Genomic DNA, 25,190 nt, shown 5'->3' with positions numbered 1-25,190 from the left:
TCAGGCGAACGCGCCGTCGAGCCAGCCCTGCCACGCTGCCGTTGCTGATCCACCGTCAGCACCCTCTGCGAAGAGGTGATGGGCCGCGTCGACGGTGCCGCCGAAAGCATTTCGGCCGTAGAACCGCAGCAATGCGTCCTGGGTGCGCAAGCCGATGAACCAGTCGTTGATGTAGTCGACAATCGCGTCGACGGTTCCGATTCCGGGGACTTCCACCGACGCGGAGTCACCGACAGCGGCGCCCGAGGTGATTCCGAGGGCGCTGCGAAGCGTTCCCATCGCTTGCGGCGCGGAAGAGGATTCCGGGCCTTCAGCCGAGACATAGGTGGTGGGCCTGCCGGCGAAGTACCGCACGTACTGGCCGAGACTGTGCAGGTAGAAGTCCGTGTGCTTGCTCGCGCCGTCGTACTGGTTGTCCCAGTCATCGGCAAACACTCCGGCGTGGACGTAGCGGACAACGGCGGTGCTCTCGTCGCGGGCCTCGACGACGTATTCAAGGTTGTTGAACCAGCCGTCGGGGCCTTGCATGTGGATGGCGAGTTCGCGGGGTGGCTCCCACGTGGCGATGATCGGGCTGTCCGGGCGGCTGCCGTCGGCGGGGATCTCGAGAGGGGAGGGGAACATCCAGCCGGCCGTTTCGGCCGAGATGGCGGCCCAGATCTGCTCGGGGGTTCCTGGGACGACCACCTCGCGGCGGATTTCGAATTTCTCGGACATTGCTACTTCTCCGTTTCGGGCGCGTCGATCGCTTGGGTTGTGATGGTTTGGGGTGTGGTGAGGCTGGGATGCAGGGCGACAACGAGGCGGTGTTTGCGTCCGCCTTCGGAATTGCCGTCGTGATACTTGGCGACGAGTGAGTTGATCGACTCGCCGAGTTCGCCGGCGAAGGCGGCACGGTCGGCCGCCGTGGCAAAGGTGATGTCGCTGTCGATGGCAAAGGACGCCAACGGTTTTCCGGCTGCAGTTGCTCCGGCGATCAGTTCGCCGACCTCTCGGACGATCCGCGCTGCGAGACTGACGAGCCAGCGCGCCGAGAGTTGATCGGGGAACCGGCCCGGGTCCGGGGCGAGCGCCGACATGGCGGCAGGGGATATGACGTACGACGCGGCACTGGCCTGCATGATTCGCTCGGTCATGTTGCCTCGCTTGCGTTCCTCGACGAGCTCGACAAGTCCGTGGTCTTCGAGAGTGCGCAGGTGGTAGTTCACCTTCTGGCGTGTCAGCCCGATCCGGGGCGCCAGCGAGGATGCCGATCCCGGCACCGCCAATTCGGCCAGAATCCGTTGCCGAATCGGATCGAGCGACGCCTCGGCAGCTCCGGGGCGATCGATGACTGCTACGTCCAACATGAGAAAACCATCCCACCGACAACTAAATCTGTCAAGACAGAAAAAATTGTCGGTGGGATGGTTTCGGAGATTCGCTATCGCTTGAGGTCGGGCGGGTTGTTCAGATCCCGCGCCGAGTACGTGTCACACGACGAAATCTGGCCGGTCTGGTATCCGGTCATGAACCACGCCTGACGCTGTGCGGAGGAGCCGTGTGTCCAACCTTCAGGGTTGACCCGACCGGTCGTGGACTTTTGGATACGGTCGTCGCCCACCGACGAGGCGGCGGACAACGCGTCGCGAATGTCGTCTTTTGACAAGGGCTTCAGGAACGGTTGACCGGTCGCCTGATCGGGAATCGTGTCCGCAAAATGTGCCCAGACGCCTGCGTAGCAATCGGCCTGGAGTTCGGTGCGAACCGCACCCGACTGCTCACCCTGCGGGTCGGCCTGCGCGCGGCCGATGTCGCCGAGCTGATTCTGGATGTGATGTCCGAACTCGTGCGCGACCACGTACTCCTGTGCGAGCGGTCCGGCGCTGGAACCGAAACGGTCGACGAGTAGTTGGAAGAAACTCGTGTCGAAGTACGCAGTCTGGTCGGCCGGGCAGTAGAACGGACCGACGTCACTAGACGCCTGGCCGCAACCGGTGTTGACCGAACCGCTGAACAGAATGACTTCGGGTCGCACGTACGCCGTGCCGGTCTGCTTGACCAACTGCTGTTCCCAAACGTCGTCGAGGCTTCCGACGGTCAGTGTGACGCGGCAGTTCACATCGGCGTTTGCCTGAGCGCCGGTGCACTCGTCGACCGACGACAGTCCGGTCGACGAACTCGAAGTCTCGGTAGACGTACCCAGGAGTGAGCCGGGGTCACCGCCGAACAACAGCGCCAGGATCAGAACGATAATGCCGCCCGCGCCACCGCCGATCGCGATTTTGCCGCCGCGGCCACCGCCACCCCCGCCGCCTTGAACCTGAACGCGTCCCGCTTCGCCGCGGGCCCCCTCGTTGAAGGTCATCTATGTCCGCTTTCTGCTGTCGTGAACAAGTGCTTGCCGTCACTTCTGGAGATAGCTTCGCATGCGATGCGGGTCCGCGTTTCCGCTCTGTGCAGTTCGCTCCGTAGGATCGCAGGCAAAGTAGTCGGTCGTCGGTTATTGGAAGTAGTTCGAAAGGAATCCCGTGCTGCGCACACATCTCGCCGGTTCATTGCGACCCGAGCAGGCAGAGCAGACCGTAACGCTCACCGGTTGGGTAGCCAGGCGTCGTGATCACGGCGGAGTGATCTTCATTGATCTCCGTGATGCATCCGGAGTTGCGCAGGTAGTTTTCCGGGCAGGTGACGTGGCCGAGCAGGCGCACCGTCTGCGCGCGGAATACTGCGTTCGCGTGACCGGAACGGTCGAGGTTCGCCCAGAGGGCAACCAGAACTTCGAGATCCCCACCGGAGCGATCGAGGTCAACGCCACAGAACTCGAGGTTCTCAACGAAAGCGCACCGCTTCCGTTCCAGCTCGACGATCAGGTCGGCGAAGAAGCGCGCCTCAAGTACCGCTACCTCGACCTGCGTCGTGAAGGCCCCGGCTCCGCAATTCGCTTGCGCTCCAAGGTAAGTGCTGCAGCGCGCGGCGTTCTCGCGCATCACGAGTTCGTCGAGGTCGAGACTCCGACGCTCACGCGCTCGACGCCCGAGGGTGCCCGTGACTTCCTGGTGCCGTCGCGCCTTCAGCCCGGTAGCTTCTACGCACTGCCGCAGAGCCCGCAGCTGTTCAAGCAGCTCCTCATGGTCGGCGGCATCGAGCGCTACTACCAGATCGCACGTTGCTACCGCGACGAGGATTTCCGCGCCGATCGCCAGCCCGAGTTCACTCAGCTCGACATCGAGATGGCTTTCGTCAACCAGGACGACATCATCCTGCTCGCCGAGGAAATCCTGACGGCGCTCTGGAAGCTCGTCGGCCACGAGATCAAGACGCCGATCGACCGCATGACCTACACCGAGGCAATGCGTCGTTACGGCAGCGACAAGCCGGACCTGCGTTTCGACATCGAACTCGTCGAGTGCATGGACTTCTTCAAGGACACGACGTTCCGCGTGTTCCAGGCGGAGTACGTCGGCGCCGTCGTGATGCCCGGCGGTGCAAGCCAGCCGCGCAAGCAACTCGACGCCTGGCAGGAATGGGCCAAGCAGCGTGGGGCCAAGGGTCTGGCGTACGTGTTGGTCGGTGAAGACGGCACTCTCGGTGGTCCCGTTGCCAAGAACCTGACCGACGCCGAGCGCGAGGGCCTGGCGGCTCACGTCGGAGCCCAGCCGGGTGACTGCATCTTCTTCGGAGCGGGCGCGACGAAGTCGACGCGCGCTCTCCTCGGCGCTGCCCGTGGTGAGATCGCCCGCAAGAAGGACCTCATCGATCCTGACGCGTGGGCCTTCGTGTGGATCGTCGACGCTCCGATGTTCGAGCCGACCGCCGACGCCACTGCATCCGGTGACGTCGCTCTCGGCCACTCCGCGTGGACCGCCGTGCACCACGCGTTCACGTCGCCGAAGCCGGAGTTCTTCGACACGTTCGACACCGATCCGGATTCCGCTCTCGCCTACGCGTACGACATCGTCTGCAACGGCAACGAGATCGGCGGCGGCAGTATTCGTATCCACCGCAAGGACATTCAGGAACGAGTGTTCAAGGTGATGGGTATCTCCGAGGAAGAGGCGCAGGAGCAGTTCGGCTTCCTCCTCGACGCCTTCGCCTTCGGTGCGCCGCCGCACGGCGGAATCGCATTCGGCTGGGACCGCATCACCGCGCTCCTCGCCGGCATGGATTCCATCCGTGAGGTCATCGCGTTCCCGAAGTCCGGCGGCGGCGTCGACCCGCTGACGGATGCTCCGGCACCGATCTCGGCTCAGCAGCGCAAGGAATCGGGTATCGACGCGAAGCCCGAGAAGAAGTCAGAGGACAAGAAGTCCGAAGGCGACACCGGCGAAGCCAAGTAGAGCCGACACCGGATCGCCATGCTGCATTTGCGGGTGATCTGCCCGACCGAGCGCACCGAGCAAGTTCTCGGTGCGCTCGCGTCGCAGCGGGGCGCGACACACATCGTCGTGATGCGCGATGTCGCGGTTCATCCTGCCGGCGACATGGTGGAGGCCGACGTCGCCCGTGAGGCGGCAAACGACGTCGTCGATGCCCTGAACGAACTCGGCGTCGCCGAGGACGGCGGAATGACGCTCGTACCGGTCGAGACGGTGTTGTCGGCGGCGGCGCGCAAAGCCGAGCGTGACGTGCCTGGTGATCCCGCGGATTCCGTCGTGTGGGAGGAATTGCTGTCCCGCACTCGCGAAGAGTCGACTCTCAACGGATTGTTCGTCGCGTTCCTGACCATTGCGTGTCTGCTGGCCGCGATCGGCGTCGTGACCGACTCTCAGATCACGATCGTCGGCGCCATGGTCGTCGGTCCGGAGTTCGGTCCGCTGGCTGCTTTGGCAGTCGCACTCGTACGGCGGGATCGACGGTTGCGTCGGCGTTCGATTCTCGCGCTTGCCGTCGGATTCCCCATCGCGATGGGCGTGACGCTTGCCGCAACGTTCGTGGTGAAGTTCTTCGGATGGATGGACGTCGTCAGTCTCGAGTCACTCCACGAGGTCGATTTCGTATACAAGGTCGGGCCCATTTCGTTTGTCGTCGCGCTTCTTGCCGGTGCGGCTGGGATGCTGGCACTCGTCTCGTCGAAGTCCGCTGCCTTGGTCGGGGTGTTCATCTCTGTCACCACGGTTCCTGCCGCCGGTTTCGCGGTGGTTGCGGCAGCAAACGGAGAATGGCGGATCGCCGGGTTGTCGTCTCTGCAACTGGCTGTCAACCTGCTCGGGATCGTCACTGCCTGCGTGCTTGTTCTCTGGCTCAGAACCCGGGCCGACGAGGAATTCGAAGCAGCGTTGAAAGGCATTTCTCGATTTGTCGACGAGGACAAAACTCCATGACGTCGCAGGTTCGGAGTTCTGCTCACCGACAGCAAAATTCTCGAGAGAACTGTGTGCCGGTGTGGCGATTGGGGACTTTTGTCATCACCGCAGGTAGTCGGCAATTTCTGTTGCTGTGAGGCCTTGAATTCTCCGCTGCGAGCGGACGAGCTGGGCATGATCGGAGTCACTAACGGGTAAGTTGGTCGGTGATGACCGCATTACTGGCAGACCCCGTTTCCGAAGTCGTCGCAGCTGCTGAGCAGTTGCTGACACGCCGCACAGGGGCACCCGTAACCCTGGTGGATCCCGTAGATCTCGGGGGGAGTGGCCGCACCGTCGTGCTGCGCGTTCGCGTCGCCGAGAACCCGTTCTCCCTGCCCCGAACTTTGGTGATCAAGCAGGTCCGCGACAACTTCCAGGGAGCTACCAAAACAGCGATAGCGCTCCCGGCCGCGTCCGAAGGTGACTTCGACGTCGAGACCGCATTCCTTCGTGAAGCGGTGTCGTATCAGTTCGCCAACGCGCTTGCCAAGGACGCACGCCCCGGCGCCGAACTGTTGGCGTCCGACCTCGATGCTCGCCTCCTGATCCTGAGTGATCTCGGCGACGCCACCGCAATCAGCGTCCGACTCGAAGACTCCGACCCGGACACCGTCACTTACACGTTGATGGCCATGGCTCAGGCAATGGGACGCATGCACGCCGCGACCGTCGGCCGTGAGGACGACTTCACCGCACTGCTGCGTCGAGCCGAGGTTGCCCATTGCTCCGATGAAGTTGCGGATCAGGTGGGACGCGCAGTGACCGGTGTTCCCGCGATGTTGGTGGAAAGTCTCGGGATCGATGTGAGTTCGGACATTCTCGAGCAGGTTCAGCACGCGCAGACACTGTTCAGTGGCGGTCGGTTCCGTGCCTTCAGTCCGTCGGACTTGTGCCCCGACAACATCATCGTCAACGACGACGGCGTGCAGTTCCTCGACTACGAGTGGGGTGGCTACCGCGACGCCCTCCTCGACATCACCTACGCGTTGGTGTCTTTTCCCGGCTGCCTGTGCAACATCGACCTGACCGAAGAGCGGGCGTCGGCGATGGTCGATGCCTGGCGGGCCGAGGTCGTGGGGATGTGGCCCGCCCTGGCCGACGAGGCCGAATTGGGGCGCAGGATCGTCGAGGCCCAACTCATCTGGGTCTGGCTCAGTACCTATCTGTACCTGCCCGAGGATCATTCGCGTATCGCCGCCGTCCGCGAACATTATCTCTCGATTCCACGCGCCGACGCACTGGTCGGACGCTGGGCCAGGCTCGCACGCTCGGCTCAGCTCGCCGGCAACGACGCCGTCGAGGCACACGCCCGCGACGTCGTGGCGGCGCTGCGGACCGAGTTCAGCTGAGGCCCTGACCTATCACACACAGAAGGGCGCCCGTGCACGAAGCACGAGCGCCCTTTCTCGGTCGAGTCCGCTCAGTTGTCGGAGACCAGATCGTTCTCGGACAGGTCCGTCGCCGCGAGCGCCGTCGCCAGATCGGGATGCCGGAACGTCGACGTCACCTGGTCGGCCACGACTCGGAAAGCAGAGGCCAGGGTCGCTGACTTGTCCGGTTCGGCCGCCCACGTTGCGGTCTGTTCGACGACGACCACGCCGTGGTGGACGTACATCTTTCCGGGGACGAGCGTGATGCCGGCGTTGGTGGCCCACTCGCGCAGGGCAGCGAGTCCCTGGCTCGCGCCCTTGGGGCCGCCTACCTCGATGTCGTCACTCGACAACTGCAGCAGAGTGTCGACGTCTTGGGAGTTGAGTGCATCGTGCCACGCGAGGACGGTGGCGATCTCGGAGGTGCTCATGGCGACAACGCTATCCAATGCGGATTCACGACTGGGTGAGGGCTGGCGGAACAGCGGATTGTGTCGGGCGTCGGTGGTCTCTAGTAGCGTCGATTCGTGAGCGATTGGCAGGCGGAAGACAGTGTGGGGGCGAAAGACGGCGTGGTGGCGGAAGACGGCCTGTTCGAGGCAACTCCGGAGGAATCCGCGATCGTCGACGAACCAGATGTCGTGTCTGTAGCCGAGCGCGCCCTGTCCTCGGTGCCGCCCGGTGCTCCTCTGGCTGTCCGCATGCGTCCGCTCACTCTTGGTGAAGTGGTCGGTCAACAGCACTTACTCGGGCCCGGCGCGCCACTCCGCAGAATGGTCGAGGGGTCCGGCGCCGCATCGGTACTTCTGTACGGACCTCCCGGCACCGGCAAGACCACGCTCGCATCGTTGATCTCGGGTGCTACCGGCCGCCGGTTCGAGGCTCTGTCGGCTCTGTCCGCCGGAGTCAAAGAAGTCCGCGGTGTCATCGAACTCGCGCGCCGCCGCCTGCTGAACGGCGAACAAACCGTCTTGTTCATCGACGAAGTTCATCGCTTCTCCAAGACCCAGCAGGACGCCTTGCTCGCCGCGGTCGAGAACCGCATCGTGCTCTTGGTCGGCGCGACCACCGAGAACCCGTCGTTCTCGGTCGTCTCCGCTCTGTTGTCGCGCTCGTTGGTCCTGCAACTGCAATCGCTCACCGCTGCGGATGTCCAGGAACTGCTCGAGCGCGCTGTCGCCGACGAACGCGGGTTCGGCGGAGCGATCACGATCGACGACGACGCGATGGAACACCTCGTTCGTCTGGCGGCCGGCGACGCCCGCCGAGCCCTGACGGCACTCGAGGCTGCCGCCGGAGCTGCACTGGACACCGCAGGTGACGCTCCGGGCCCGGTGGTGCTCGACCTCGCGACCGTCGAGGCCAGTGTCGACAAGGCCGCGGTTCGGTACGACCGTGCCGGAGATCAGCACTACGACGTCATCAGTGCATTCATCAAGAGCATTCGTGGATCAGACGTCGACGCCGCCCTGCACTACCTCGCACGGATGCTGACCGCGGGCGAGGACCCTCGCTTCATCGCACGGCGTCTGGTGGTTCACGCCAGCGAAGACATCGGCATGGCTGATCCGATGGCGCTGCAAACTGCCACTGCCGCGGCGCAGGCAGTGCAGCTGATCGGTATGCCGGAGGCTCGTCTGGCGCTGGCACAGGCCACCATTCATCTGGCGACGGCTCCCAAATCGGGTGCGGTCATCGCCGCACTCGGCGCGGCCATGGCCGACGTGGCCGCCGGAAAATCCGGACTGGTACCGCCGCACCTGCGTGACGGGCACTACAAGGGTGCCGAGCAATTGGGCAACGCAGTCGGATACAAGTACCCGCACGACACACGTGATGGTGTTCTGCGGCAACAGTATCCACCGGACGATCTGGTGGGTGTCGACTATTACCAGCCCACCGCGCACGGCAACGAGCGGGAGATCGCCGATCGGGTGAGCAAACTTCGCCGAATAGTTCGTGGCTGACGCCTGCCAGGTTCCACCGGCCGACGCGTTAGTCTGGACACCCATAGCTCGACGCTCTTGAAGGTAAGGACCGGTTAGTGCAAACCCACGAGATCCGCAGGCGATTCCTCGACCACTTCGTCAAGGCCGGCCACACCGAGGTGCCCAGCGCCTCGCTGATTCTCGACGACCCGAACCTTCTGTTCGTCAACGCGGGCATGGTTCCGTTCGTGCCGTTCTTCCTCGGGCAGCAGACGCCGTCCTACTCACGGGCGACGTCCGTGCAGAAGTGCGTCCGCACCCTGGACATCGAAGAGGTCGGCATCACCACCCGCCACAACACCTTCTTCCAGATGGCGGGCAACTTCTCCTTCGGTGACTACTTCAAGAAGGAAGCCATCTCCCACGCCTGGCAGTTGCTGACAGGTTCGGTCGAGGACGGCGGGTACGGCATCGATCCCACGCGCCTGTGGGCCACCGTCTACCTCGACGACGACGAAGCATTCTCGATCTGGCGCGACGAGGTCGGAGTGCCCGAAGAGCGCATCCAGCGCCGCGGCATGAAGGACAACTACTGGTCCATGGGCATTCCCGGGCCGTGCGGCCCCTGCTCGGAGATCTTCTACGACCGCGGCGCCGAATACGGCGTCGAGGGTGGCCCCGAAGCCGACGAGGATCGCTACATCGAGATCTGGAACCTCGTGTTCATGCAGAACGAGCGCGGCGAGGGCACCAACAAGGGCGACTACCCGATCCTCGGACCGTTGCCGAAGAAGAACATCGACACCGGCATGGGCGTCGAGCGCGTTGCGTTCCTCCTGCAGGGCGTCGAAAACGTCTACGAGACAGATCTTCTCCGCCCCGTCATCGACAAGGCCGCCGAACTTACCGGCAGTGTCTACGGGACCGACCACACTTCAGACGTCCGTTTCCGCGTCATCGCCGACCACGCACGCACCGCAGCGATGTTGATCGCCGACGGTGTGAACCCCGGCAACTACGGCCGCGGCTACGTCCTGCGCCGGTTGCTGCGTCGCATCGTGCGTTCGGCCAAACTGCTCGGCAGCGAGCAGCCCACCATGCGCGAGTTCATGATCGTCGTCCGCGACACGATGGCGCCGTCGTACCCGGTTCTGGAAACCGACTTCACGCGCATCGAGAACGTTGCCGTCGGCGAGGAGACCGCGTTCCTCAAGACGCTGGCTTCGGGTTCTGCTCTGTTCGAGAATGCTGCCGAGACGGTCAAGTCGTCCGGAAAGTCGGTCATCGCCGGCGATCAGGCGTTTGCACTGCACGACACCTACGGCTTCCCGATCGACCTCACGCTCGAGATGGCGTCCGAGGCCGGTCTCACCGTGGACGAGGACGGCTTCCGCACGCTCATGGCCGAGCAGCGCAAGCGCGCCAAGGACGACGCTCAGGCTCGTAAGCACGCCCACGCCGACCTCACGGTCTACAAGGAACTGCTCGACCGAGGCGCCACCGAGTTCACCGGTTTCGACGAGCTCGTCTCCGAGGCTCACGTCCTCGCACTGATCGTCGACGGCGTCCGTGTCCCGGTAGCGAGGGCCGGTCAGGACGTCGAGGTCATCCTCGACCGAAGCCCGCTCTACGCAGAGTCCGGTGGACAGATCGCCGACATCGGTTCGCTCACCGCTCCGGGCCTCGAAGCCAAGGTCAACGATGTGCAGAAGATCGCCAAGAAGGTCTGGACGCACAAGGTGACGGTGCAGAAGGGTGAGATCACCGAGGGCGACGTCGTGCTCGCGCACGTCGACGCCGAGTGGCGCAAGGGTGCAACCCAGGGGCACTCCGGTACCCACATGGTGCACGCGGCGCTACGTCAGGTGCTCGGCCCCAACGCCGTTCAGGCGGGCTCACTCAACAAGCCGGGTTACCTCCGCTTCGACTTCTCCTGGCAGGGCGCGCTGTCCGACTCCCAGAAGCAGGACATCGAGGCACTCACCAACGAAGCCGTGGCGTCGAACTACGCGGTCAACACATTTGTCACGGATCTCGACAAGGCCAAGGCGATGGGTGCGATGGCACTCTTCGGTGAGAACTACGGCGACGAGGTTCGTGTCGTCGAAATCGGCGGCCCGTTCTCGATGGAACTGTGCGGTGGCACTCACGTCGGAAGCTCCGCACAGATCGGTCAGGTAACGCTGCTCGGTGAGCAGTCGGTCGGCTCCGGAATCCGACGCGTCGAGGCGTACGTCGGTTTGGACTCCTACCGCTACCTCGCCAAGGAACGCGCGCTCCTGGCCGGACTCTCCTCCTCGCTGAAGGTTCCTTCGGAAGAGGTGCCCGCCCGCGTCGAGGCGCTCGTCGAGCGACTCAAGGTGGCCGAGAAGGAACTCGAGCAGACCAAGGCCAAGGCTGTGCTGGCGTCGGCAGGCGAGTACGTCGCCAAGGCCAAGCGCATCGGCAGTGTCCTCGTCATCGCCGAGCCTGCTCCCGCCGGAGTCGGCGGAAACGACCTGCGCAGCCTCGTCACGGACATCAAGGGTCGCCTCGGCTCCGAACCTGCCGTCGTAGCTCTGCTCGGTGATGTCGACGGCAAGGTTCCGTTCGTGGTCGCCTCGAGCAAGGCAGCTCAAGGTCTCGGTGTGAAGGCCGGTGAGCTGGTCGCGTCGTTCGGTCCCAAGATCGGTGGCCGCGGCGGCGGAAAGCCCGACATGGCCCAGGGTTCGGGTTCGGACTCCGCAGGAATCCCGGCGGCGCTCGATGCGATCCGGGACAGAGTCGGAGAGCTGGCGGGCGGCAGCTGACGGTGGTGGCTACGCAGCAGGGTCCCGATCGCCCCGGCATCGACGACCCTGGTCGCGGGCGGCGCATCGCCATCGACGTGGGCAGTGTTCGCATCGGCGTCGCGTCCAGCGACCCCGACGGCATCCTCGCGACACCGGTGGAAACGGTTCCACGCTCGAAGGAGCGTGGGCCCGACGCGCCGGATATCCGGCGCATTATCGCCATCGTGTCCGAATACGAGGCCGTTGAGGTTATCGTCGGACTGCCACAGACGCTGCGCGGTGAGCAAGGTAAAGCCGCCGGTATCGCGACTGCATTCGCCAAACGACTGCAGCGGGCCGTCGAACCGATTCCGGTGAGACTGTCCGACGAACGACTGACGACCGTCACGGCTGCGCGCAATCTCCGCGAAAGTGGAGTCAAGGCACGCGGCCAGCGACCGATGATCGATCAGGCTGCGGCGGTGGAAATCCTGCAAGGCTGGCTGGACGAGCGGAGTAGAGCTGTGAAACCAGGGGAGTCGTCGAAGGACGCTGCACTGGAGGGCGATCTGTGAACGCGCGGTGGGATGAGGGCGGCGGAAGCCGGCCCACCAGTTCGTTCGACTTCGACAACGACGAGACCATGGTCATGCGTGCACTGCCGCAGAACATCGATCCGCCGCATATGTCGCGAGCCGAGGCACGCAAGCAACGCGAAGCGCGCAACAAGCGCGCCAAGCGTGGCAAGAAGGTCGGCGTTCTCGCCCTGCTGGTGTTGGTGATCGCAGTCCTCGGTGTCGGTGCATACGGCGCTCTCTGGTACATGGATCGCAACAAGACCGCGGAGGATTTTGCCGGCCCCGGCGGCGCACCCGTGGTCATCCAGATCAACAGTGGAGAAACTGCATCGGAGATCGGTGCGACGCTCGAGGCGAAAAACGTCGTCGCGAGTTCCGCTGCTTTCTACAACGCGGCGATCGCCAATCCGTCGGAGATCCAGAAGGTGCAACCCGGCTTCTACCAGGTGCCGGTGCAGAGTAGCGCCGCGAGCGCACTCGACACCTTGGTTGCCCCGGACTCCCGAGTCGGCAGTGTTGTCATCGCCGAAGGGCGTCAGCTGCACGACAGTTCGGACGCGCAGACCGGCTCGCTCAAGAAGGGCATCTACAACCTCATTTCCGAGGCGAGTTGTGTCGGCCCGGTTTCCGCTCAGAAATGTGTCTCGACAGACGAATTGAACACTGCGGGAGCATCTTCCGATCTGGCTTCGCTCGGCGTGCCCGAATGGGCGATGTCGTCGGTCAAGAGCGTGCCGGACAAGGACCGTCAGCTCGAAGGCCTGATCGCCGCCAGCAGTTGGGATTTCGATCCCACTGCGACGCCCACCGAGATCCTGCGGTCGTTGGTCGAGGGTAGCGCCGCCAAGTACGAGGCCACGGGAATTCTGACAGCCGGCAGCGGGGTCGGAATGTCTCCGTACCAGTTGTTGGTGGCAGCGTCGCTGGTCGAGCGTGAGGCGTTGCCCGCAGACATGGCCAAGGTCGCGCGGGTGATCGTCAACCGACTCGCAGTCGATCAGCCTCTGCAGTTCGACTCCACGGTCAACTACTCACTCGACACCACCGAGGTCGCAACCACGGATGCCGACCGTGAGCGCGTCACGCCGTGGAACACGTACGCAATGCCGGGTCTGCCTGCAACGCCCATCGCTTCGCCGAGCATCGACGCGCTGAAGGCCGTGGAATCGCCGGCGGCCGGTGACTGGTTGTACTTCGTCACGATCAACAAGGAAGGCCAGACGCTCTTCACCAAGAGCTACGAGGAGCATTTGGCCAACATCGAACTGGCACAGCAAAGTGGGATTCTCGACAGTGGACGGTAGTACCGCGACTTCGCTCGCGACGCCACGTAAGGCGGCAGTTCTCGGAAGCCCGATCGCTCACTCGAAGTCCCCGTTGCTGCATCTTGCGGCGTACGCGGCTTTGGGGCTGAGTGATTGGACCTACGAGCGGATCGAATGCACCGGCGAGCAGTTGCCTGCCCTCGTCGACTCACTCGGCCCCGAGTGGATCGGCCTCTCGGTGACGATGCCGGGCAAGATCGCAGCACTCGAATATGCCACCGAACGCACACCGCGAGCGGTGACCATCGGCTCGGCCAACACCCTGGTTCGCATCGACGGCGGTTGGCGTGCCGACTGCACGGACGTCGACGGAGTCAGCGGTGCGTTGATCGCCGGCGGTGTCGGCGATCTCAGCGGCACTTCGGCGGTAGTTGTCGGCGCGGGCGGCACCGCGCGGCCGGCATTGGTCGCGTTGGCCGACATGGGAGTTCGGACAGTCACCGTGGTCGCGCGTGATCCGGGGCGCGCATCCGGTGCCATCGAATGCGGCGGTGCTGTCGGGTTGGACATTGATTTGGTCGCCTTCGACGACGCACGGCTAGGCGGGATCTGCGCCGAATCCTCGGTCTTGGTCAGTACCGTTCCCGCGGAAGCGGCAGCGCCCTTTGCCCAGCAATTGGGGAAGGCGCGATTTGTCCTCGACGCGATATACAACCCCTGGCCGACGCCACTCGCTTCGGTTGTCGAGGCGGCTGGTGGCACGGTGATCGGCGGCCTCGAGATGTTGCTCAATCAGGCCTTCGGGCAGGTAGAGCAGTTCACGGGCAAGCCCGCTCCGCGAGAGGCGATGGCAGCCGCTATCGCCTAGCTCTGTTCACAGTGTCGAGGTAGTCCACAAGGCGATTCGTAGTCTGCCGCTGGTGAACGCCAGACGCCAAGCTCGAAACCATGTGGATGTTGGTGGTCTTGGCAGGCGCTGGGGTAATCGCTGGTTTCGGTGCTCGGGCGATCGTCGACAATTGGTTGCGGCGACACGGTTATCGACCAGTCGTGACTTTCTGTTGTGTGCCGCAGTGCGCCGTCGCAACAGGCTGGGTTGTCGTCGGTGCGCTGAATACCTCGGTGGTGCAGTTACTTTCCGGTCTCGCCGTGGTGTGGTGGTGCGTCGCGATCTCGACTGTCGACCTGGCTGTGCGTCGGCTGCCCAACAGTTTCACGCTGCAGGGCTACGCCGTCGTGATGGTCTACGCGACGGTGTCGGGAACGGTGTGGGTGGCGGCGGTGGGGTCGGCACTGCTCGCCGGAATCCACCTCCTGGCGCACGTGATGTCGCCTGGTTCCATGGGTGTCGGCGATGTGAAGCTCTCGCTTCCTCTGGGCGCCGTGACCGGATTGGTGGGAGCGGACGCCTGGCTGTGGTCGTTGGTGTCTGCGTCGGTGCTCACCGCAACGCTGGGCACCGCGCTGGAACTGCGAAGACGAGGGCCGGTAGCCCACAATTCGCCCATTGCGCACGGACCCTCGATGTGCCTGGCAGCCTGCGGTTCGATTGCGTTTGCCTGGCTGACGTGACGAGTGCAACATCCGCGAGAAGTCTGGCGTTATTGACCGTTCAACGACGGACGGTGAAGTGCAGGAAAGACGTAACCGTCGGTTTCATAAATGCGGGTATTGCCAGCGCGCGGTCCCAGTATGCGGCGAGTCGGACTTGCCGAATGTCCACACCCTGACGTTCACTGAGGTTTCGGAAATGGGACAAAACGAATCTCGTTTCGCACTCGATTATCGGGGGAACCTATGCGCACAAGGCTTTTCGTCGCTGCGGCAGCCTGTTTGGCGGCTGTGGCTGCAGGAGCGGGCGTCGCCGGCGCCGCGCCTGCACCTTCATCGGTGGCACTGGGCGGGGGCTCAGGAATCCTGCTGCCGGACGTGGATCACTCCGATCCTGACCGAGTTGCAGCATGCACGTTGACCGCGGTCGGCTACGACAACGCCGGTTCTCTCGTGGCACTCACCGCCGGACACTGCGGAGTTGTCGGGGACCGGGTGTTCGCCGAGTACCTGCCCGAGGCCGGACCCATCGGTCGGTTCTCTTACTCGAGTCCGGTCTCGGACATCGCCGTGATCGATCTCGACGACGCCAAGGTAGCTCCGCTGCGTACCGTCGGCGGCACGACGATCAACGGAATCGGCGCCCCGCCGGCACCGGGCACGATCGTGTGCAAGGAAGGCCGTTCGACCGGCAACACGTGCGGTATCACCTGGGGTTACGACTCCGTCTACGGTGAGATCGTCGAGCACACGTGCTCGATTCCCGGTGATTCCGGTGGACCGCTCGTCGTCGGTGACCGCCTGGTGGGCTTGATCAGCAACGGCTACCCGCCGTACTGCTTCGAGCCGCTTCCGCCGCCGTTCCACGCTCCCGACAACTCGGCGGACATCAACATCGGTTTGGCTGACATCAACGCAATCGGTGGAGGATTCCGCCTGTTCTAGACCCACAGGTACCTCTGAGATGGCCCACACGCCTCGTGCGTGTGGGCCATCTGTGTTCACCGGGAGGACCACTGTGACAACTGAGGTCTGCGACGTGGAAAGATGGTCGGCGTGCTGCGTTGGATAACTGCCGGAGAATCCCATGGTCCCGCCCTCGTCGCGATGCTCGAGGGCATGGTCGCGGGGGTCGAAGTGACCTCTGAGGCCATCTCGTCCGAACTTGCCCGTCGTCGACTCGGTTACGGCCGTGGCGCACGGATGAAGTTCGAGGCCGACAAGGTCACCATCATCGGCGGTGTCCGCCACGGATTTACGCTCGGTGGCCCCGTGGCCATCGAGATCGGCAACACCGAGTGGCCCAAGTGGGAAACCATCATGTCCGCCGACCCGGTCGACCCGGACCTGCTCGCCGATCAGGCTCGCAATGCCCCGTTGACGCGCCCGCGTCCCGGACACGCCGATTACAGCGGCATGCTCAAGTACGGCTTCAACGACGCGCGTCCCGTCCTCGAGCGCGCCAGCGCTCGCGAGACCGCAGCCCGCGTGGCCGCTGGAACCGTCGCACGGTCCTTCCTGCGTCAGGTATTCGGTGCCGAGGTCGTTTCACACGTTATTTCCATCGGTGCTTCCGAGCCGTACGTCGGACCCGTGCCGGAGGGCAAGGATCTCGACGCGATCGACGCGAGCCCGGTCCGCGCATTCGACAAGGCTGCAGAAGAGTCGATGATCGCCGAAATCGAATCGGCGAAGAAGGACGGCGACACCCTCGGTGGCGTCGTGGAGGTCGTCATCCACGGCCTGCCGGTCGGACTCGGCACTTTCGTCAGCGGCGCCGAGCGTCTCGATTCACGACTTGCTGCTGCTCTCATGGGAATTCAGGCCATCAAGGGTGTCGAGGTCGGCGACGGCTTCGAGACCGCGCGCCGTCGTGGCAGCGAAGCTCACGACGAAATCCGCCCGGGCCCGGACGGCATCGTGCGCTCCACGAACCGCGCAGGCGGAATCGAAGGTGGCATGACCAATGGTGAGGCTCTTCGAGTTCGCGCCGCGATGAAGCCGATCTCGACGGTTCCGCGCGCTCTGGCGACGGTCGACATGGAGAGCGGCGAGGAAGCGGTTGCCATCCACCAGCGCAGCGACGTGTGCGCGGTTCCGGCCGCCGGCGTCGTCGCCGAGTCGATGGTCGCGCTCGTCGTGGCTCAGGCCGCACTCGAAAAGTTCGGTGGTGATTCCATTGCTGAAACCACTGCCAACTACCGTCGTTACGCCGAGGGCATCGCAGCCCGACCGCCTCGATAGGACTCACGTATCGATGAAGCCGAAGGCTGTACTCATCGGTCCGCCCGGTGCCGGCAAATCGACCATCGGTCGACGTCTCGCGCAGGCACTCGAACTCGAATTGGTCGATACCGACGCCGAGATCGAACGGACCACGGGTAGGACGATCCCGGAGATCTTCACCCATGACGGAGAGCCTCGGTTTCGTGAGATCGAGGAATCGGTGGTTCGCGAAGCGTTGCAGGCCACCGACGGAATCGTCTCGCTCGGCGGTGGTGCGATCCTCTCCGATCGCACGCGCGAACTGCTCCAGGGGCACACGGTCATCTACCTCGAGATCAGTGTCGCCGAAGGGCTTCGCCGCACGGGGGCGAACAATCATCGCCCGCTGCTGGCCGGCGGAGATCCCAAGGTCAAGTACCAGGAGTTGATGAGGCGTCGTCGTCCGCTGTACCGGCGTTCGGCCACGATTCGGATTCGGACCGACGGCCGAAGTCCGGCGCGTGTCGTCGGGCAACTGGTGTCGAAACTTCAAGACAAATGAACAACCGGAGCGGAGTAGTGGAGCAGTGACCGAACCCGTACGTGTAGAGGTGAAGACCGCAAGTCCTTACCCGGTCGTGATCGGCCGCGGCCTGCTCGGTGATCTCGTTGCCGAGTTCGACGGCGCGCGCACTGTCGCGATCTTCCATCAGCCGCCGCTGGCAGAGACCGCGGAGGCCGTACGGGCTGCGTTGGCGGAGAAGGGAATCGACGCCCACCGTATCGAGATCCCCGATGCCGAGGACGGCAAGGATCTTGCTGTGGCGGGCTTCTGCTGGGACGTGCTCGGCCGGATCGGCCTGACTCGCAGCGACGCGATCATGAGTTTGGGCGGGGGAGCGGCGACCGACCTCACCGGCTTCGTCGCGGCTACGTGGATGCGCGGTGTCAAGGTAGTTCACGTCCCCACCACCTTGCTCGCGATGGTCGACGCAGCAGTGGGCGGCAAGACCGGTATCAACACCGAAGCGGGCAAGAACCTCGTCGGTTCGTTCCACGAGCCGGGAGCGGTGTTCATCGATCTCGCGACGCTCGAGACTGTGCCGCACAACGAGATCGTTGCCGGCATGGCCGAGGTCATCAAGACCGGATTCATCGCCGACCCGGTGATCCTGGATCTCATCGAAGCCGATCCCAAGGCAGCTCTCGATCCGTCGGGAACTGTTCTGCCCGAGTTGATTCGGCGCTCCGTAGAGGTCAAGGCCAAGGTCGTGGCCGCGGATCTGCGCGAGTCGGATCTGCGCGAAATCCTCAACTACGGCCACACCCTCGGCCACGCGATCGAACGTCGTGAGCGCTACAAGTGGCGCCACGGTGCCGCTGTCTCCGTCGGCCTGGTCTTCGCTGCCGAACTCGGACGGCTCGCGGGCCGACTCGACGACGCCACCGCGGATCGTCACAAGTCGATCCTCGATCTCGTCGGGCTGCCGACGTCGTACGACGGTGATGCGTTCGGCGATCTGATGAAGGGAATGCAGACCGACAAGAAGAACCGTGCCGGACTGCTGCGTTTCGTGGTCCTCGACGGACTGGCCAAGCCGGGTCGCCTCGAGGGGCCGGATCCGAGTCTGCTGGTTGCGGCGTACTCCGCGATTGCCCGCGATGCGCGGCCGGCCGGCGGAACGGTCCTGCTGTGAGGATCAACGTCGTCAACGGACCCAATCTGGGGCGTCTGGGTAAGCGTCAGCCCGAGGTCTACGGCGCGACCACACACGACGATCTGATCGAATTGTGCGTCGCGGCAGGCAAGGAGCTCGGTGTCGAGGTGATCGTCCGTCAGAGCGATCACGAAGGCGATCTGCTCGGTTGGATCCACGACGCGGCGGACGCGGGGGAACCGGTGATCCTCAATGCCGGTGGCTTGACGCACACGTCGGTGGTCCTGCGAGATGCATGCGCCGAACTGACCGCAGGTCTCGTCGAGGTACACATCTCGAACGTTCATGCGCGAGAAGAGTTTCGGCACCACTCCTACCTGAGTCCGATTGCGACCGGAGTGATCGTCGGACTCGGCGTCGCCGCGTATCCGCTGGCGATCAGGTTCCTCGCCGAGCGAGGCTGAACGAGGCAAGTCGAAAAAACAGTCACACGAATGCGGCCCCGAGGAGAATATCCTCGGGGCCGCATTCGGTTGTGTGGACGGTGGGCGTTACTGCTCGCGCTTGCCCAGATCGATCGCCGGGAAGACCGCTGTATCGGCGTCGGATTCCTCGACGGACATCGCGGCTCCGCTGTATGCGTGCTGCTCGGTGGGGGAGTCGTAGCCCTCGCTGACGGGCACCGGTTCGTGGTGACGCTCGTGGGACGGGGTCTGCGGAGCTGTTCCGTTCTTGCGCTGTTCACGGCTGACGAAGAAGCGTCCGACGGTGATGGCGATCATGGCGGGGACGAAGATGAGAAGGATCGTGAACGCCGCACCGGAGGTCACCTCGAAGAACAAGCCCTGCTGGGTCAGTTCGAGGGAGGGGACGAGGCTGAGTGCCCAGCTTGCAGCGCCGGCGACGAACCCGCCGACCAATGCGGCCTTGAGCCACAGCATGGTCAGATCGGCGCCGTCCTCTGGTTCGGGGAAGTTCCGGCGGTCACGAATGCCGTCGATACCACCCCAGATCGCGGCGAAGACGATGACGATCAACAGGGACAGCCAGCGCAGGGTGGACCCCTGAAGTGGCCACTGTGCGATCGCTGCACCGAGCAACGCACGAAACACAACATGTATCAGGGCCATGCCGAGGCCACGTACCAACCACGCATTCATGGGTACAGCCTAACTAGAACCCATTACACCTTGTGGCCTAACCCACAGTTATTGCTGTAACCGCGAGTTTCGAGTTGATCGGCAGGTCTGCGCGGGCGGTAGGTTCGAGGGATGCCGGTCGACTTCAGAACACGCCGTGAATCCCTCAGACGCCTCCTCTCGGAGCGCGAACTCGACGCGATTCTCGTCACAGATCTCCTCAACATCAGATACCTCACCGGTTTCACCGGTTCCAATGCGGCGCTCGTCGTCAGTGCATCGGATTCAGCGTCCGACGAGCGTGAGACGGTGATCTGCACCGACGGCCGCTACGTGACGCAGGTGTCAGAGCAGGTGCCGGACCTTCGGGCCGAAATCGCCCGTTCGAGTGCTGCGCACTTAATCGAGAAGTCCACGGCGCCCGTTCTCGCGTTCGAGTCACATGTGGCGACGTTCGCCGAACATCGGGCTTGGACCGAAGCAGCGCCGAAGATCCGGTTCGAACCGGTGAGCGGACTCGTCGAACAATTGCGCATGGTCAAGGACGAGTACGAGGTGGAGTTGTTGCGAGCCGCGTGCACCGCAGCCGATGTCGCGTTGGCGCAGTTGATCGCTCGCGGTGGCCTGCGACCTGGCCGAACGGAACGAGAGGTCGGCCGCGAGCTGGAGAATCTGATGCTCGACAACGGGGCGGACGGTATTTCCTTCGAGACGATCGTGGCGGCCGGCGCCAACTCGGCGATTCCGCATCACCGACCGACCGACGCGATCCTGGCGTCGGGTGACTTCGTCAAACTCGACTTCGGCGCCCAGGTCGGTGGGTACCACTCAGACATGACACGGACCTACGTGCTCGAGTCCGTTTCCGATTGGCAACGGGAGATTTACGAGCTCGTCGCGCGTTCGCAAGCTGCCGGTTGCGACGCGCTCGCGCCGGGTGTCGAATGTGCGGCAGTCGACGCCGTCGCCCGTGCGGTGATCGACGATGCAGGCTACGGCGAGTTGTTCCTGCACGGCCTCGGCCACGGTGTGGGGCTCGAAATCCACGAAGCACCGGGGATCGGCAAGCTCGGCACCGGTACACTTCTTTCCGGCGCGGCGGTGACCGTCGAGCCGGGCGTGTACTTCTCCGGGCGCGGAGGTGTACGGATCGAGGACACGCTCGTTGTTCGTGAGCAGGGGCCAGAGCTGCTCACACTGACCGCAAAAGACCTTACCGTCGTCTGAGACGGTTTCCCGACCCCTAGGAGACGCGAAGCAAGTGGCTTCCACCAGTGATTTCAAGAATGGTCTGGTTCTGCAGATCGAAGGCCAGCTGTGGACGATCATCGAGTTCCAGCACGTCAAGCCCGGCAAGGGCCCTGCCTTCGTGCGCACCAAGCTCAAGAACGTGCTCTCGGGCAAGGTAGTGGACAAGACGTTCAACGCCGGTGTGAAGGTCGAGACCGCCACGGTCGACCGTCGTGACATGACGTACCTGTACCACGACGGCAGCGACTACATCTTCATGGACGGCGACACCTACGACCAGGTGTCGATCAGCGAATCCACCGTCGGCGACCAGTCGCGTTTCCTGCTCGAGAACATGGCAGTCCAGGTCGCGACCCACGAAGACGTTCCCCTCTTCGTCGAGCTTCCGGTCACCGTCGAGCTCGTCGTCAAGCACACCGATCCGGGCCTGCAGGGCGACCGCTCCACCGGCGGCACCAAGCCTGCCACCCTCGAGACCGGTGCCGAGATCAACGTCCCGCTCTTCATCAACACCGGTGACAAGCTCAAGGTCGATTCCCGTGACGGCAACTACCTCGGGCGTGTGAATTCCTGAGTGTCCGGCACACATAAGAAACTCGGTGCACGCCACAAGGCGCGCAAGCGTGCCGTCGACTTCCTCTTCGAAGCCGAGGCACGTGACCTCGATCCGGTCGCACTGGCGTCGGAGCGTTCCGATCTGTCCGTCAAGGACGACGCGGTAGCACCCGTCGCGGCCTACACCGTCACGTTGGTGTCCGGCGTTGCGGAGAATCTGGACCGGATCGATCAGGTCATCTCCTCGCATCTGCAGGACTGGACGCTCGAGCGTCTGCCCGCCGTCGACCGTGCGATTCTGCGTATCGCCGTGTGGGAGCTCTTCCACGCGACGGACGTTCCGCCGGTTGTCGCCGTGGACGAGGCCGTTGAACTCGCGAAGCAGCTCTCGACGGACGACTCTCCGGGATTCGTCAACGGAATCCTCGGCCAGGTCGTTCTCGTTGCGCCGCAGGTTCGATCGGCTGCGGCCGCGACCTCCCAGCGCGCGCAGGAATCGGATTCGGGTACCGAGTAGCAAGTTTTGTTCCACCACCGCCGTGCGAGTGTCACCGAGCGCGTTGTGTGTCTGCACACAACCGGTCGGAGTCGCTGCTCGCACGGCGGGATCAGGTCTGTCGGCTGATAGGGTGGGGACCGTCAGACATCCTTTAACGATCCGTCCAGTGAGGCGGAGAAGGAGGTCGCTGCATGAGCGTGCCCGAAGGGTCTCGCCCATCCGATCTTGCAGGTCCAGGTAACTCGAAGGCGCCGGTCGGTGCCGAGGCAGGTAGCGAAACCCGCGAATTGTTGTCCGCCCAGGATGTGGGCCGGACCATCGCGCGGATCGCTCACGAGATCATCGAGAAGACCGCACTCGACGGACCCGAGGGAACTGCCCCTCGTGTGGTCCTGATCGGGATCCCGACGCGTGGAACCACCCTCGCCACGCGACTGCGCGCCAAGATCGAAGAATTCTCCGGTGTGCGACTTCCCATCGGATCTCTCGACATCACCCTCTACCGCGACGATCTCCGGAACAAGCCGCACCGCCCGCTCGAGCGCACGTCCGTCCCCGAAGGTGGCGTCGACAATGCGCTGGTCGTTCTCGTGGACGACGTCCTCTTCTCCGGTCGCACCGTGCGCTCGGCACTTGACGCGTTGCGCGATCTGGGCCGCCCCCGCGCGGTCCAACTCGCAGTGCTCGTGGATCGTGGTCACCGCGAACTCCCGCTGCGCGCCGACTACGTCGGCAAGAACGTCCCGACCGCGAGGTCCGAGGACGTCAAGGTTCTCCTCCAGGAGCACGACGGCAGGGAAGCGGTAGTCATCTCCGGGGGTAAGAGCGCGTGAAGCACCTACTTTCCATCGCGGACCTCGATCGTGAGTCCGCGGTAGAACTTCTCGACGAGGCAGAACGGTTCGAGCAGGCACTTCTGGGACGAGAGGTACGCAAGCTCCCGACGCTGCGCGGACGCACGGTCATGACGGTGTTCTTCGAGAACTCGACGCGCACCCGGGTGTCTTTCGAGGTGGCAGGCAAATGGATGAGTGCCGACGTCATCAATGTCAGCGCATCCAGTTCCTCGGTGTCCAAAGGTGAATCCCTGCGCGATACCGCGATGACCCTGCGCGCGGCCGGTGCCGACGCACTCATCGTGCGCCACCCGGCTTCGGGCGCCGCCCACCAGATCGCAAAGTGGACCGGAGCGGCCGACGACGGTGGCCCGGCAGTCATCAACGCAGGTGACGGCACGCACGAGCACCCCACTCAGGCGCTTCTCGACGCTTTGACCCTTCGCCAGCGTCTCGGCGACATCGAGGGCAAGCGGATCGCCATCGTCGGCGACATCCTGCACAGCCGTGTCGCCCGCTCCAACGCACTGCTGCTCTCGATGCTCGGTGCCGAGGTTGTTCTTGTTGCGCCGCCGACACTGCTGCCGGTCGGTGCGCACACGTGGCCGGTCACGGTCTCGCATTCGCTCGACGCGGAACTGCCCGGACTCGACGCGGTGCTGATGCTGCGTGTTCAGGCCGAACGCATGAACGGTGGCTTCTTCCCGTCGCAGCGCGAGTACTCGATCAACTACGGCCTGTCCGAGAAGCGGCTGGCGATGCTGGCCGATCACGCGGTGGTCCTGCACCCCGGCCCGATGCTGCGCGGCATGGAGATTGCATCCGCCGTTGCCGATTCCTCCAAAACTGCTGTACTGCAACAGGTTACCAACGGCGTACACATGCGCATGGCTGTCTTGTTCCGACTGCTGGTCGGGTCGGAGGACGGTGCGCTGTGACCAGAAACGAGAACGGAGAATCACCCGTGAGTGTCCTGCTCCGCGGAGTCCTGATCTACGGAGAAGGTGAGCCCACCGACGTACTCGTCGGCGACGGCACGATCCTCGAGATCGGCGTGGACCTCGATCCGGCCACGGCATCCGAGGTGATCGATGCCGGCGGGCAGATCCTGCTTCCCGGCTTCGTGGACCTGCACACACATCTGCGTGAGCCCGGCCGCGAAGACACCGAGACCATCGAAACCGGAAGCTCGGCAGCGGCTCTGGGTGGATACACCGCGGTCTTCGCGATGGCCAACACGAGTCCCGTCGCCGATTCGGTGGTCATCACCGATCACGTCTGGCGACGCGGGCAGGAAGTCGGCCTCGTCGACGTCCACCCCGTCGGCGCAGTCACAGCAGGCCTGGAAGGCAAGCAACTCGCCGAGATGGCGACCATGGCCGCAGGCGTCGGCAAGGTCAAGATGTTCTCCGACGACGGCCACTGCGTCTACGACCCACTGATCATGCGTCGCGCGCTCGAATACTCCAGCTCACTGGGCGTCCTGATCGCCCAGCACGCGGAAGAGCCGCGCTTGACCGTCGGTGCGGTCGCCCACGAGGGCCCCACGGCCGCGCGTCTCGGCCTGGCCGGATGGCCGCGCGCAGCCGAAGAATCGATCGTGGCCCGCGACGCACTGCTCGCGCGTGACGCCGGCGCCCGCGTTCACATCTGCCACGCCTCCACCGCCGGAACCGTCGAACTCGTGAAGTGGGCTCGCAGCCAAGGGATTTCGATCACCGCCGAGGTCACCCCGCATCACCTGCTCCTCGACGATTCACGGCTCGAGACGTACGACGCGATCAACAAGGTCAACCCGCCCTTGCGTGAGGCCAGTGATGTTGCCGCGCTGCGCAAGGGTCTGGCCGAGGGAATCATCGACTGCGTCGCGACCGACCATGCTCCGCACGCCGAGCAGGACAAGTGCTGCGAGTTCGCAGCCGCTCGCCCTGGAATGCTCGGCCTCGAGACCGCACTCTCGATCATCGTGCAGACGATGGTCCAGCCCGGCCTGTTGGACTGGCGCGGTGTTGCCCGGGTCATGAGCGAGCGCCCCGCGGCAATCGTGGGCCTCGACGATCAGGGCCGTCCCATCGAGGTGGGGGAGCCCGCGAACCTGACATTGGTCGATCCGTCGGCCGAGTGGACGGTCCACGGTCCCGACCTGGCGAGTGTCGCGCATAACACTCCGTACGAGTCGATGACATTGCCCGCTCGGGTCACGACCACACTGTTACGTGGCCGCATCACCGCACACGACGGGAATGTGCGGCTGCGGAGTAGCGAGGAGTAGCGCGTC

25 protein-coding genes are annotated in these 25,190 nt (G+C 64.2%); 20 read left to right on the top strand and 5 right to left on the bottom strand.

Annotated features, from left to right (window positions below; translation table 11 throughout):
• The 3 genes from ATN37_RS09540 to ATN37_RS09530 form a co-directional block, all read right to left on the bottom strand.
• On the bottom strand, positions 1-717 hold the full coding sequence (locus ATN37_RS09540) for a hypothetical protein (RefSeq protein ID WP_063316429.1): 717 nt from the start codon (positions 715-717) through the stop codon (positions 1-3).
• Positions 718-719: 2 nt separating this feature from the next.
• The gene (locus ATN37_RS09535; protein ID WP_007728048.1) at positions 720-1,349 is read right to left on the bottom strand and encodes a helix-turn-helix domain-containing protein; all 630 of its coding nucleotides are present in this window, start codon (positions 1,347-1,349) and stop codon (positions 720-722) included.
• A gap of 74 nt (positions 1,350-1,423) precedes the next feature.
• Positions 1,424-2,347, bottom strand: coding sequence for a neutral zinc metallopeptidase (locus ATN37_RS09530; protein ID WP_003945028.1), 924 nt, complete (start codon positions 2,345-2,347; stop codon positions 1,424-1,426).
• Between the two features lie 163 nt (positions 2,348-2,510).
• Between ATN37_RS09530 and aspS the strand changes: the two genes are divergently transcribed.
• From aspS to ATN37_RS09515, 3 genes are all read left to right on the top strand, one after another.
• A complete protein-coding gene (aspS, locus tag ATN37_RS09525; protein ID WP_081557837.1) occupies positions 2,511-4,319 on the top strand; it encodes an aspartate--tRNA ligase in 1,809 nt (602 codons plus the stop codon).
• A gap of 18 nt (positions 4,320-4,337) precedes the next feature.
• Positions 4,338-5,303, top strand: coding sequence for a DUF389 domain-containing protein (locus tag ATN37_RS09520; RefSeq protein WP_007728045.1), 966 nt, complete (start codon positions 4,338-4,340; stop codon positions 5,301-5,303).
• A 191-nt stretch (positions 5,304-5,494) separates the two neighbouring features.
• Entirely contained in the window at positions 5,495-6,676 is a 1,182-nt protein-coding gene (locus ATN37_RS09515; RefSeq protein ID WP_030536429.1) for a kinase, read from the top strand.
• Between the two features lie 71 nt (positions 6,677-6,747).
• Here the strand turns inward: ATN37_RS09515 and ATN37_RS09510 are convergent, their stop codons facing one another.
• Positions 6,748-7,128, bottom strand: coding sequence for a nuclear transport factor 2 family protein (locus ATN37_RS09510; protein ID WP_003944973.1), 381 nt, complete (start codon positions 7,126-7,128; stop codon positions 6,748-6,750).
• Between the two features lie 96 nt (positions 7,129-7,224).
• Here ATN37_RS09510 and ATN37_RS09505 point away from each other — a divergent pair, with 96 nt between their 5' ends.
• The 11 genes from ATN37_RS09505 to aroQ all read left to right on the top strand — a co-directional run bounded on the left by ATN37_RS09505 (position 7,225) and on the right by aroQ (position 19,096).
• The gene (locus ATN37_RS09505; RefSeq protein WP_374103511.1) at positions 7,225-8,664 is read left to right on the top strand and encodes a replication-associated recombination protein A; all 1,440 of its coding nucleotides are present in this window, start codon (positions 7,225-7,227) and stop codon (positions 8,662-8,664) included.
• 77 nt (positions 8,665-8,741) lie between these two features.
• Complete coding sequence (alaS, locus tag ATN37_RS09500) at positions 8,742-11,414, top strand: alanine--tRNA ligase (RefSeq protein WP_064688265.1); 2,673 nt, start codon at positions 8,742-8,744, stop codon at positions 11,412-11,414.
• Between the two features lie 2 nt (positions 11,415-11,416).
• Positions 11,417-11,950, top strand: coding sequence for a Holliday junction resolvase RuvX (gene ruvX / locus ATN37_RS09495; RefSeq protein WP_003944838.1), 534 nt, complete (start codon positions 11,417-11,419; stop codon positions 11,948-11,950).
• Positions 11,947-13,257, top strand: coding sequence for an endolytic transglycosylase MltG (gene mltG / locus ATN37_RS09490; protein ID WP_042445689.1), 1,311 nt, complete (start codon positions 11,947-11,949; stop codon positions 13,255-13,257). Before ruvX ends, mltG begins: the two co-directional genes overlap by 4 nt.
• A complete protein-coding gene (locus tag ATN37_RS09485) occupies positions 13,247-14,086 on the top strand; it encodes a shikimate dehydrogenase (protein WP_047270380.1) in 840 nt (279 codons plus the stop codon). Before mltG ends, ATN37_RS09485 begins: the two co-directional genes overlap by 11 nt.
• 80 nt (positions 14,087-14,166) lie before the next feature.
• Positions 14,167-14,790 (top strand): A24 family peptidase, encoded by a 624-nt coding sequence (locus tag ATN37_RS09480; RefSeq protein WP_064688264.1) that lies wholly within the window; start codon positions 14,167-14,169, stop codon positions 14,788-14,790.
• Positions 14,791-15,015: 225 nt separating this feature from the next.
• Positions 15,016-15,714 (top strand): S1 family peptidase, encoded by a 699-nt coding sequence (locus ATN37_RS09475; protein WP_064688263.1) that lies wholly within the window; start codon positions 15,016-15,018, stop codon positions 15,712-15,714.
• 111 nt (positions 15,715-15,825) lie between these two features.
• Positions 15,826-17,013 (top strand): chorismate synthase, encoded by a 1,188-nt coding sequence (gene aroC / locus ATN37_RS09470; RefSeq protein WP_003944974.1) that lies wholly within the window; start codon positions 15,826-15,828, stop codon positions 17,011-17,013.
• 13 nt (positions 17,014-17,026) lie between these two features.
• The gene (locus ATN37_RS09465; protein ID WP_030536425.1) at positions 17,027-17,536 is read left to right on the top strand and encodes a shikimate kinase; all 510 of its coding nucleotides are present in this window, start codon (positions 17,027-17,029) and stop codon (positions 17,534-17,536) included.
• A gap of 25 nt (positions 17,537-17,561) precedes the next feature.
• Complete coding sequence (aroB, locus tag ATN37_RS09460) at positions 17,562-18,671, top strand: 3-dehydroquinate synthase (RefSeq protein WP_003944873.1); 1,110 nt, start codon at positions 17,562-17,564, stop codon at positions 18,669-18,671.
• Entirely contained in the window at positions 18,668-19,096 is a 429-nt protein-coding gene (gene aroQ, locus ATN37_RS09455) for a type II 3-dehydroquinate dehydratase (protein WP_003944916.1), read from the top strand. The genes aroB and aroQ overlap by 4 nt, the downstream gene beginning before the upstream one ends.
• An 87-nt stretch (positions 19,097-19,183) precedes the next feature.
• Here aroQ and ATN37_RS09450 read toward each other — a convergent pair whose 3' ends face one another.
• The gene (locus ATN37_RS09450; protein WP_019748369.1) at positions 19,184-19,792 is read right to left on the bottom strand and encodes a B-4DMT family transporter; all 609 of its coding nucleotides are present in this window, start codon (positions 19,790-19,792) and stop codon (positions 19,184-19,186) included.
• A 111-nt stretch (positions 19,793-19,903) separates the two neighbouring features.
• On the opposite strand from ATN37_RS09450, the gene ATN37_RS09445 reads away from it, so the two are divergent.
• The 6 genes from ATN37_RS09445 to ATN37_RS09420 all read left to right on the top strand — a co-directional run bounded on the left by ATN37_RS09445 (position 19,904) and on the right by ATN37_RS09420 (position 25,184).
• Entirely contained in the window at positions 19,904-20,998 is a 1,095-nt protein-coding gene (locus ATN37_RS09445) for a Xaa-Pro peptidase family protein (RefSeq protein ID WP_003944812.1), read from the top strand.
• A gap of 34 nt (positions 20,999-21,032) precedes the next feature.
• On the top strand, positions 21,033-21,596 hold the full coding sequence (efp, locus tag ATN37_RS09440; protein WP_003944958.1) for an elongation factor P: 564 nt from the start codon (positions 21,033-21,035) through the stop codon (positions 21,594-21,596).
• Positions 21,597-22,094, top strand: coding sequence for a transcription antitermination factor NusB (nusB, locus tag ATN37_RS09435; RefSeq protein ID WP_007728014.1), 498 nt, complete (start codon positions 21,597-21,599; stop codon positions 22,092-22,094).
• 173 nt (positions 22,095-22,267) lie between these two features.
• Positions 22,268-22,909 (top strand): bifunctional pyr operon transcriptional regulator/uracil phosphoribosyltransferase PyrR, encoded by a 642-nt coding sequence (gene pyrR, locus ATN37_RS09430; protein WP_003944977.1) that lies wholly within the window; start codon positions 22,268-22,270, stop codon positions 22,907-22,909.
• Positions 22,906-23,850: an aspartate carbamoyltransferase catalytic subunit gene (locus tag ATN37_RS09425; RefSeq protein WP_003944883.1), complete on the top strand. Its 945-nt coding sequence runs from the start codon at positions 22,906-22,908 to the stop codon at positions 23,848-23,850. The genes pyrR and ATN37_RS09425 overlap by 4 nt, the downstream gene beginning before the upstream one ends.
• Before the next feature lie 26 nt (positions 23,851-23,876).
• A complete protein-coding gene (locus ATN37_RS09420; protein ID WP_003944990.1) occupies positions 23,877-25,184 on the top strand; it encodes a dihydroorotase in 1,308 nt (435 codons plus the stop codon).
• The last annotated feature ends 6 nt before the right edge of the window (positions 25,185-25,190 follow it).

Origin of the sequence: Rhodococcus sp. MH15, assembly GCF_019266045.1 — a bacterium.
GTDB lineage: Bacteria > Actinomycetota > Actinomycetes > Mycobacteriales > Mycobacteriaceae > Rhodococcus_F > Rhodococcus_F qingshengii.
Note: the sequence above shows the minus strand (reverse complement) of the source record. Positions and strands in the feature narration are given on the sequence as shown.

Coding starts and splice junctions, on each gene's coding strand:
- ATN37_RS09445 (WP_003944812.1), top strand. CDS start 19,904: ATGCCGGTCGACTTCAGAACACGCCGTGAATCCCTCAGACGCCTCCTC.
- ATN37_RS09480 (WP_064688264.1), top strand. CDS start 14,167: ATGTGGATGTTGGTGGTCTTGGCAGGCGCTGGGGTAATCGCTGGTTTC.
- ATN37_RS09475 (WP_064688263.1), top strand. CDS start 15,016: ATGCGCACAAGGCTTTTCGTCGCTGCGGCAGCCTGTTTGGCGGCTGTG.
- ATN37_RS09510 (WP_003944973.1), bottom strand. CDS start 7,128: ATGAGCACCTCCGAGATCGCCACCGTCCTCGCGTGGCACGATGCACTC.
- ATN37_RS09535 (WP_007728048.1), bottom strand. CDS start 1,349: ATGTTGGACGTAGCAGTCATCGATCGCCCCGGAGCTGCCGAGGCGTCG.
- ATN37_RS09515 (WP_030536429.1), top strand. CDS start 5,495: ATGACCGCATTACTGGCAGACCCCGTTTCCGAAGTCGTCGCAGCTGCT.
- ATN37_RS09530 (WP_003945028.1), bottom strand. CDS start 2,347: ATGACCTTCAACGAGGGGGCCCGCGGCGAAGCGGGACGCGTTCAGGTT.
- ATN37_RS09465 (WP_030536425.1), top strand. CDS start 17,027: ATGAAGCCGAAGGCTGTACTCATCGGTCCGCCCGGTGCCGGCAAATCG.
- pyrR (WP_003944977.1), top strand. CDS start 22,268: ATGAGCGTGCCCGAAGGGTCTCGCCCATCCGATCTTGCAGGTCCAGGT.
- ATN37_RS09540 (WP_063316429.1), bottom strand. CDS start 717: ATGTCCGAGAAATTCGAAATCCGCCGCGAGGTGGTCGTCCCAGGAACC.
- ATN37_RS09520 (WP_007728045.1), top strand. CDS start 4,338: ATGCTGCATTTGCGGGTGATCTGCCCGACCGAGCGCACCGAGCAAGTT.
- ATN37_RS09450 (WP_019748369.1), bottom strand. CDS start 19,792: ATGAATGCGTGGTTGGTACGTGGCCTCGGCATGGCCCTGATACATGTT.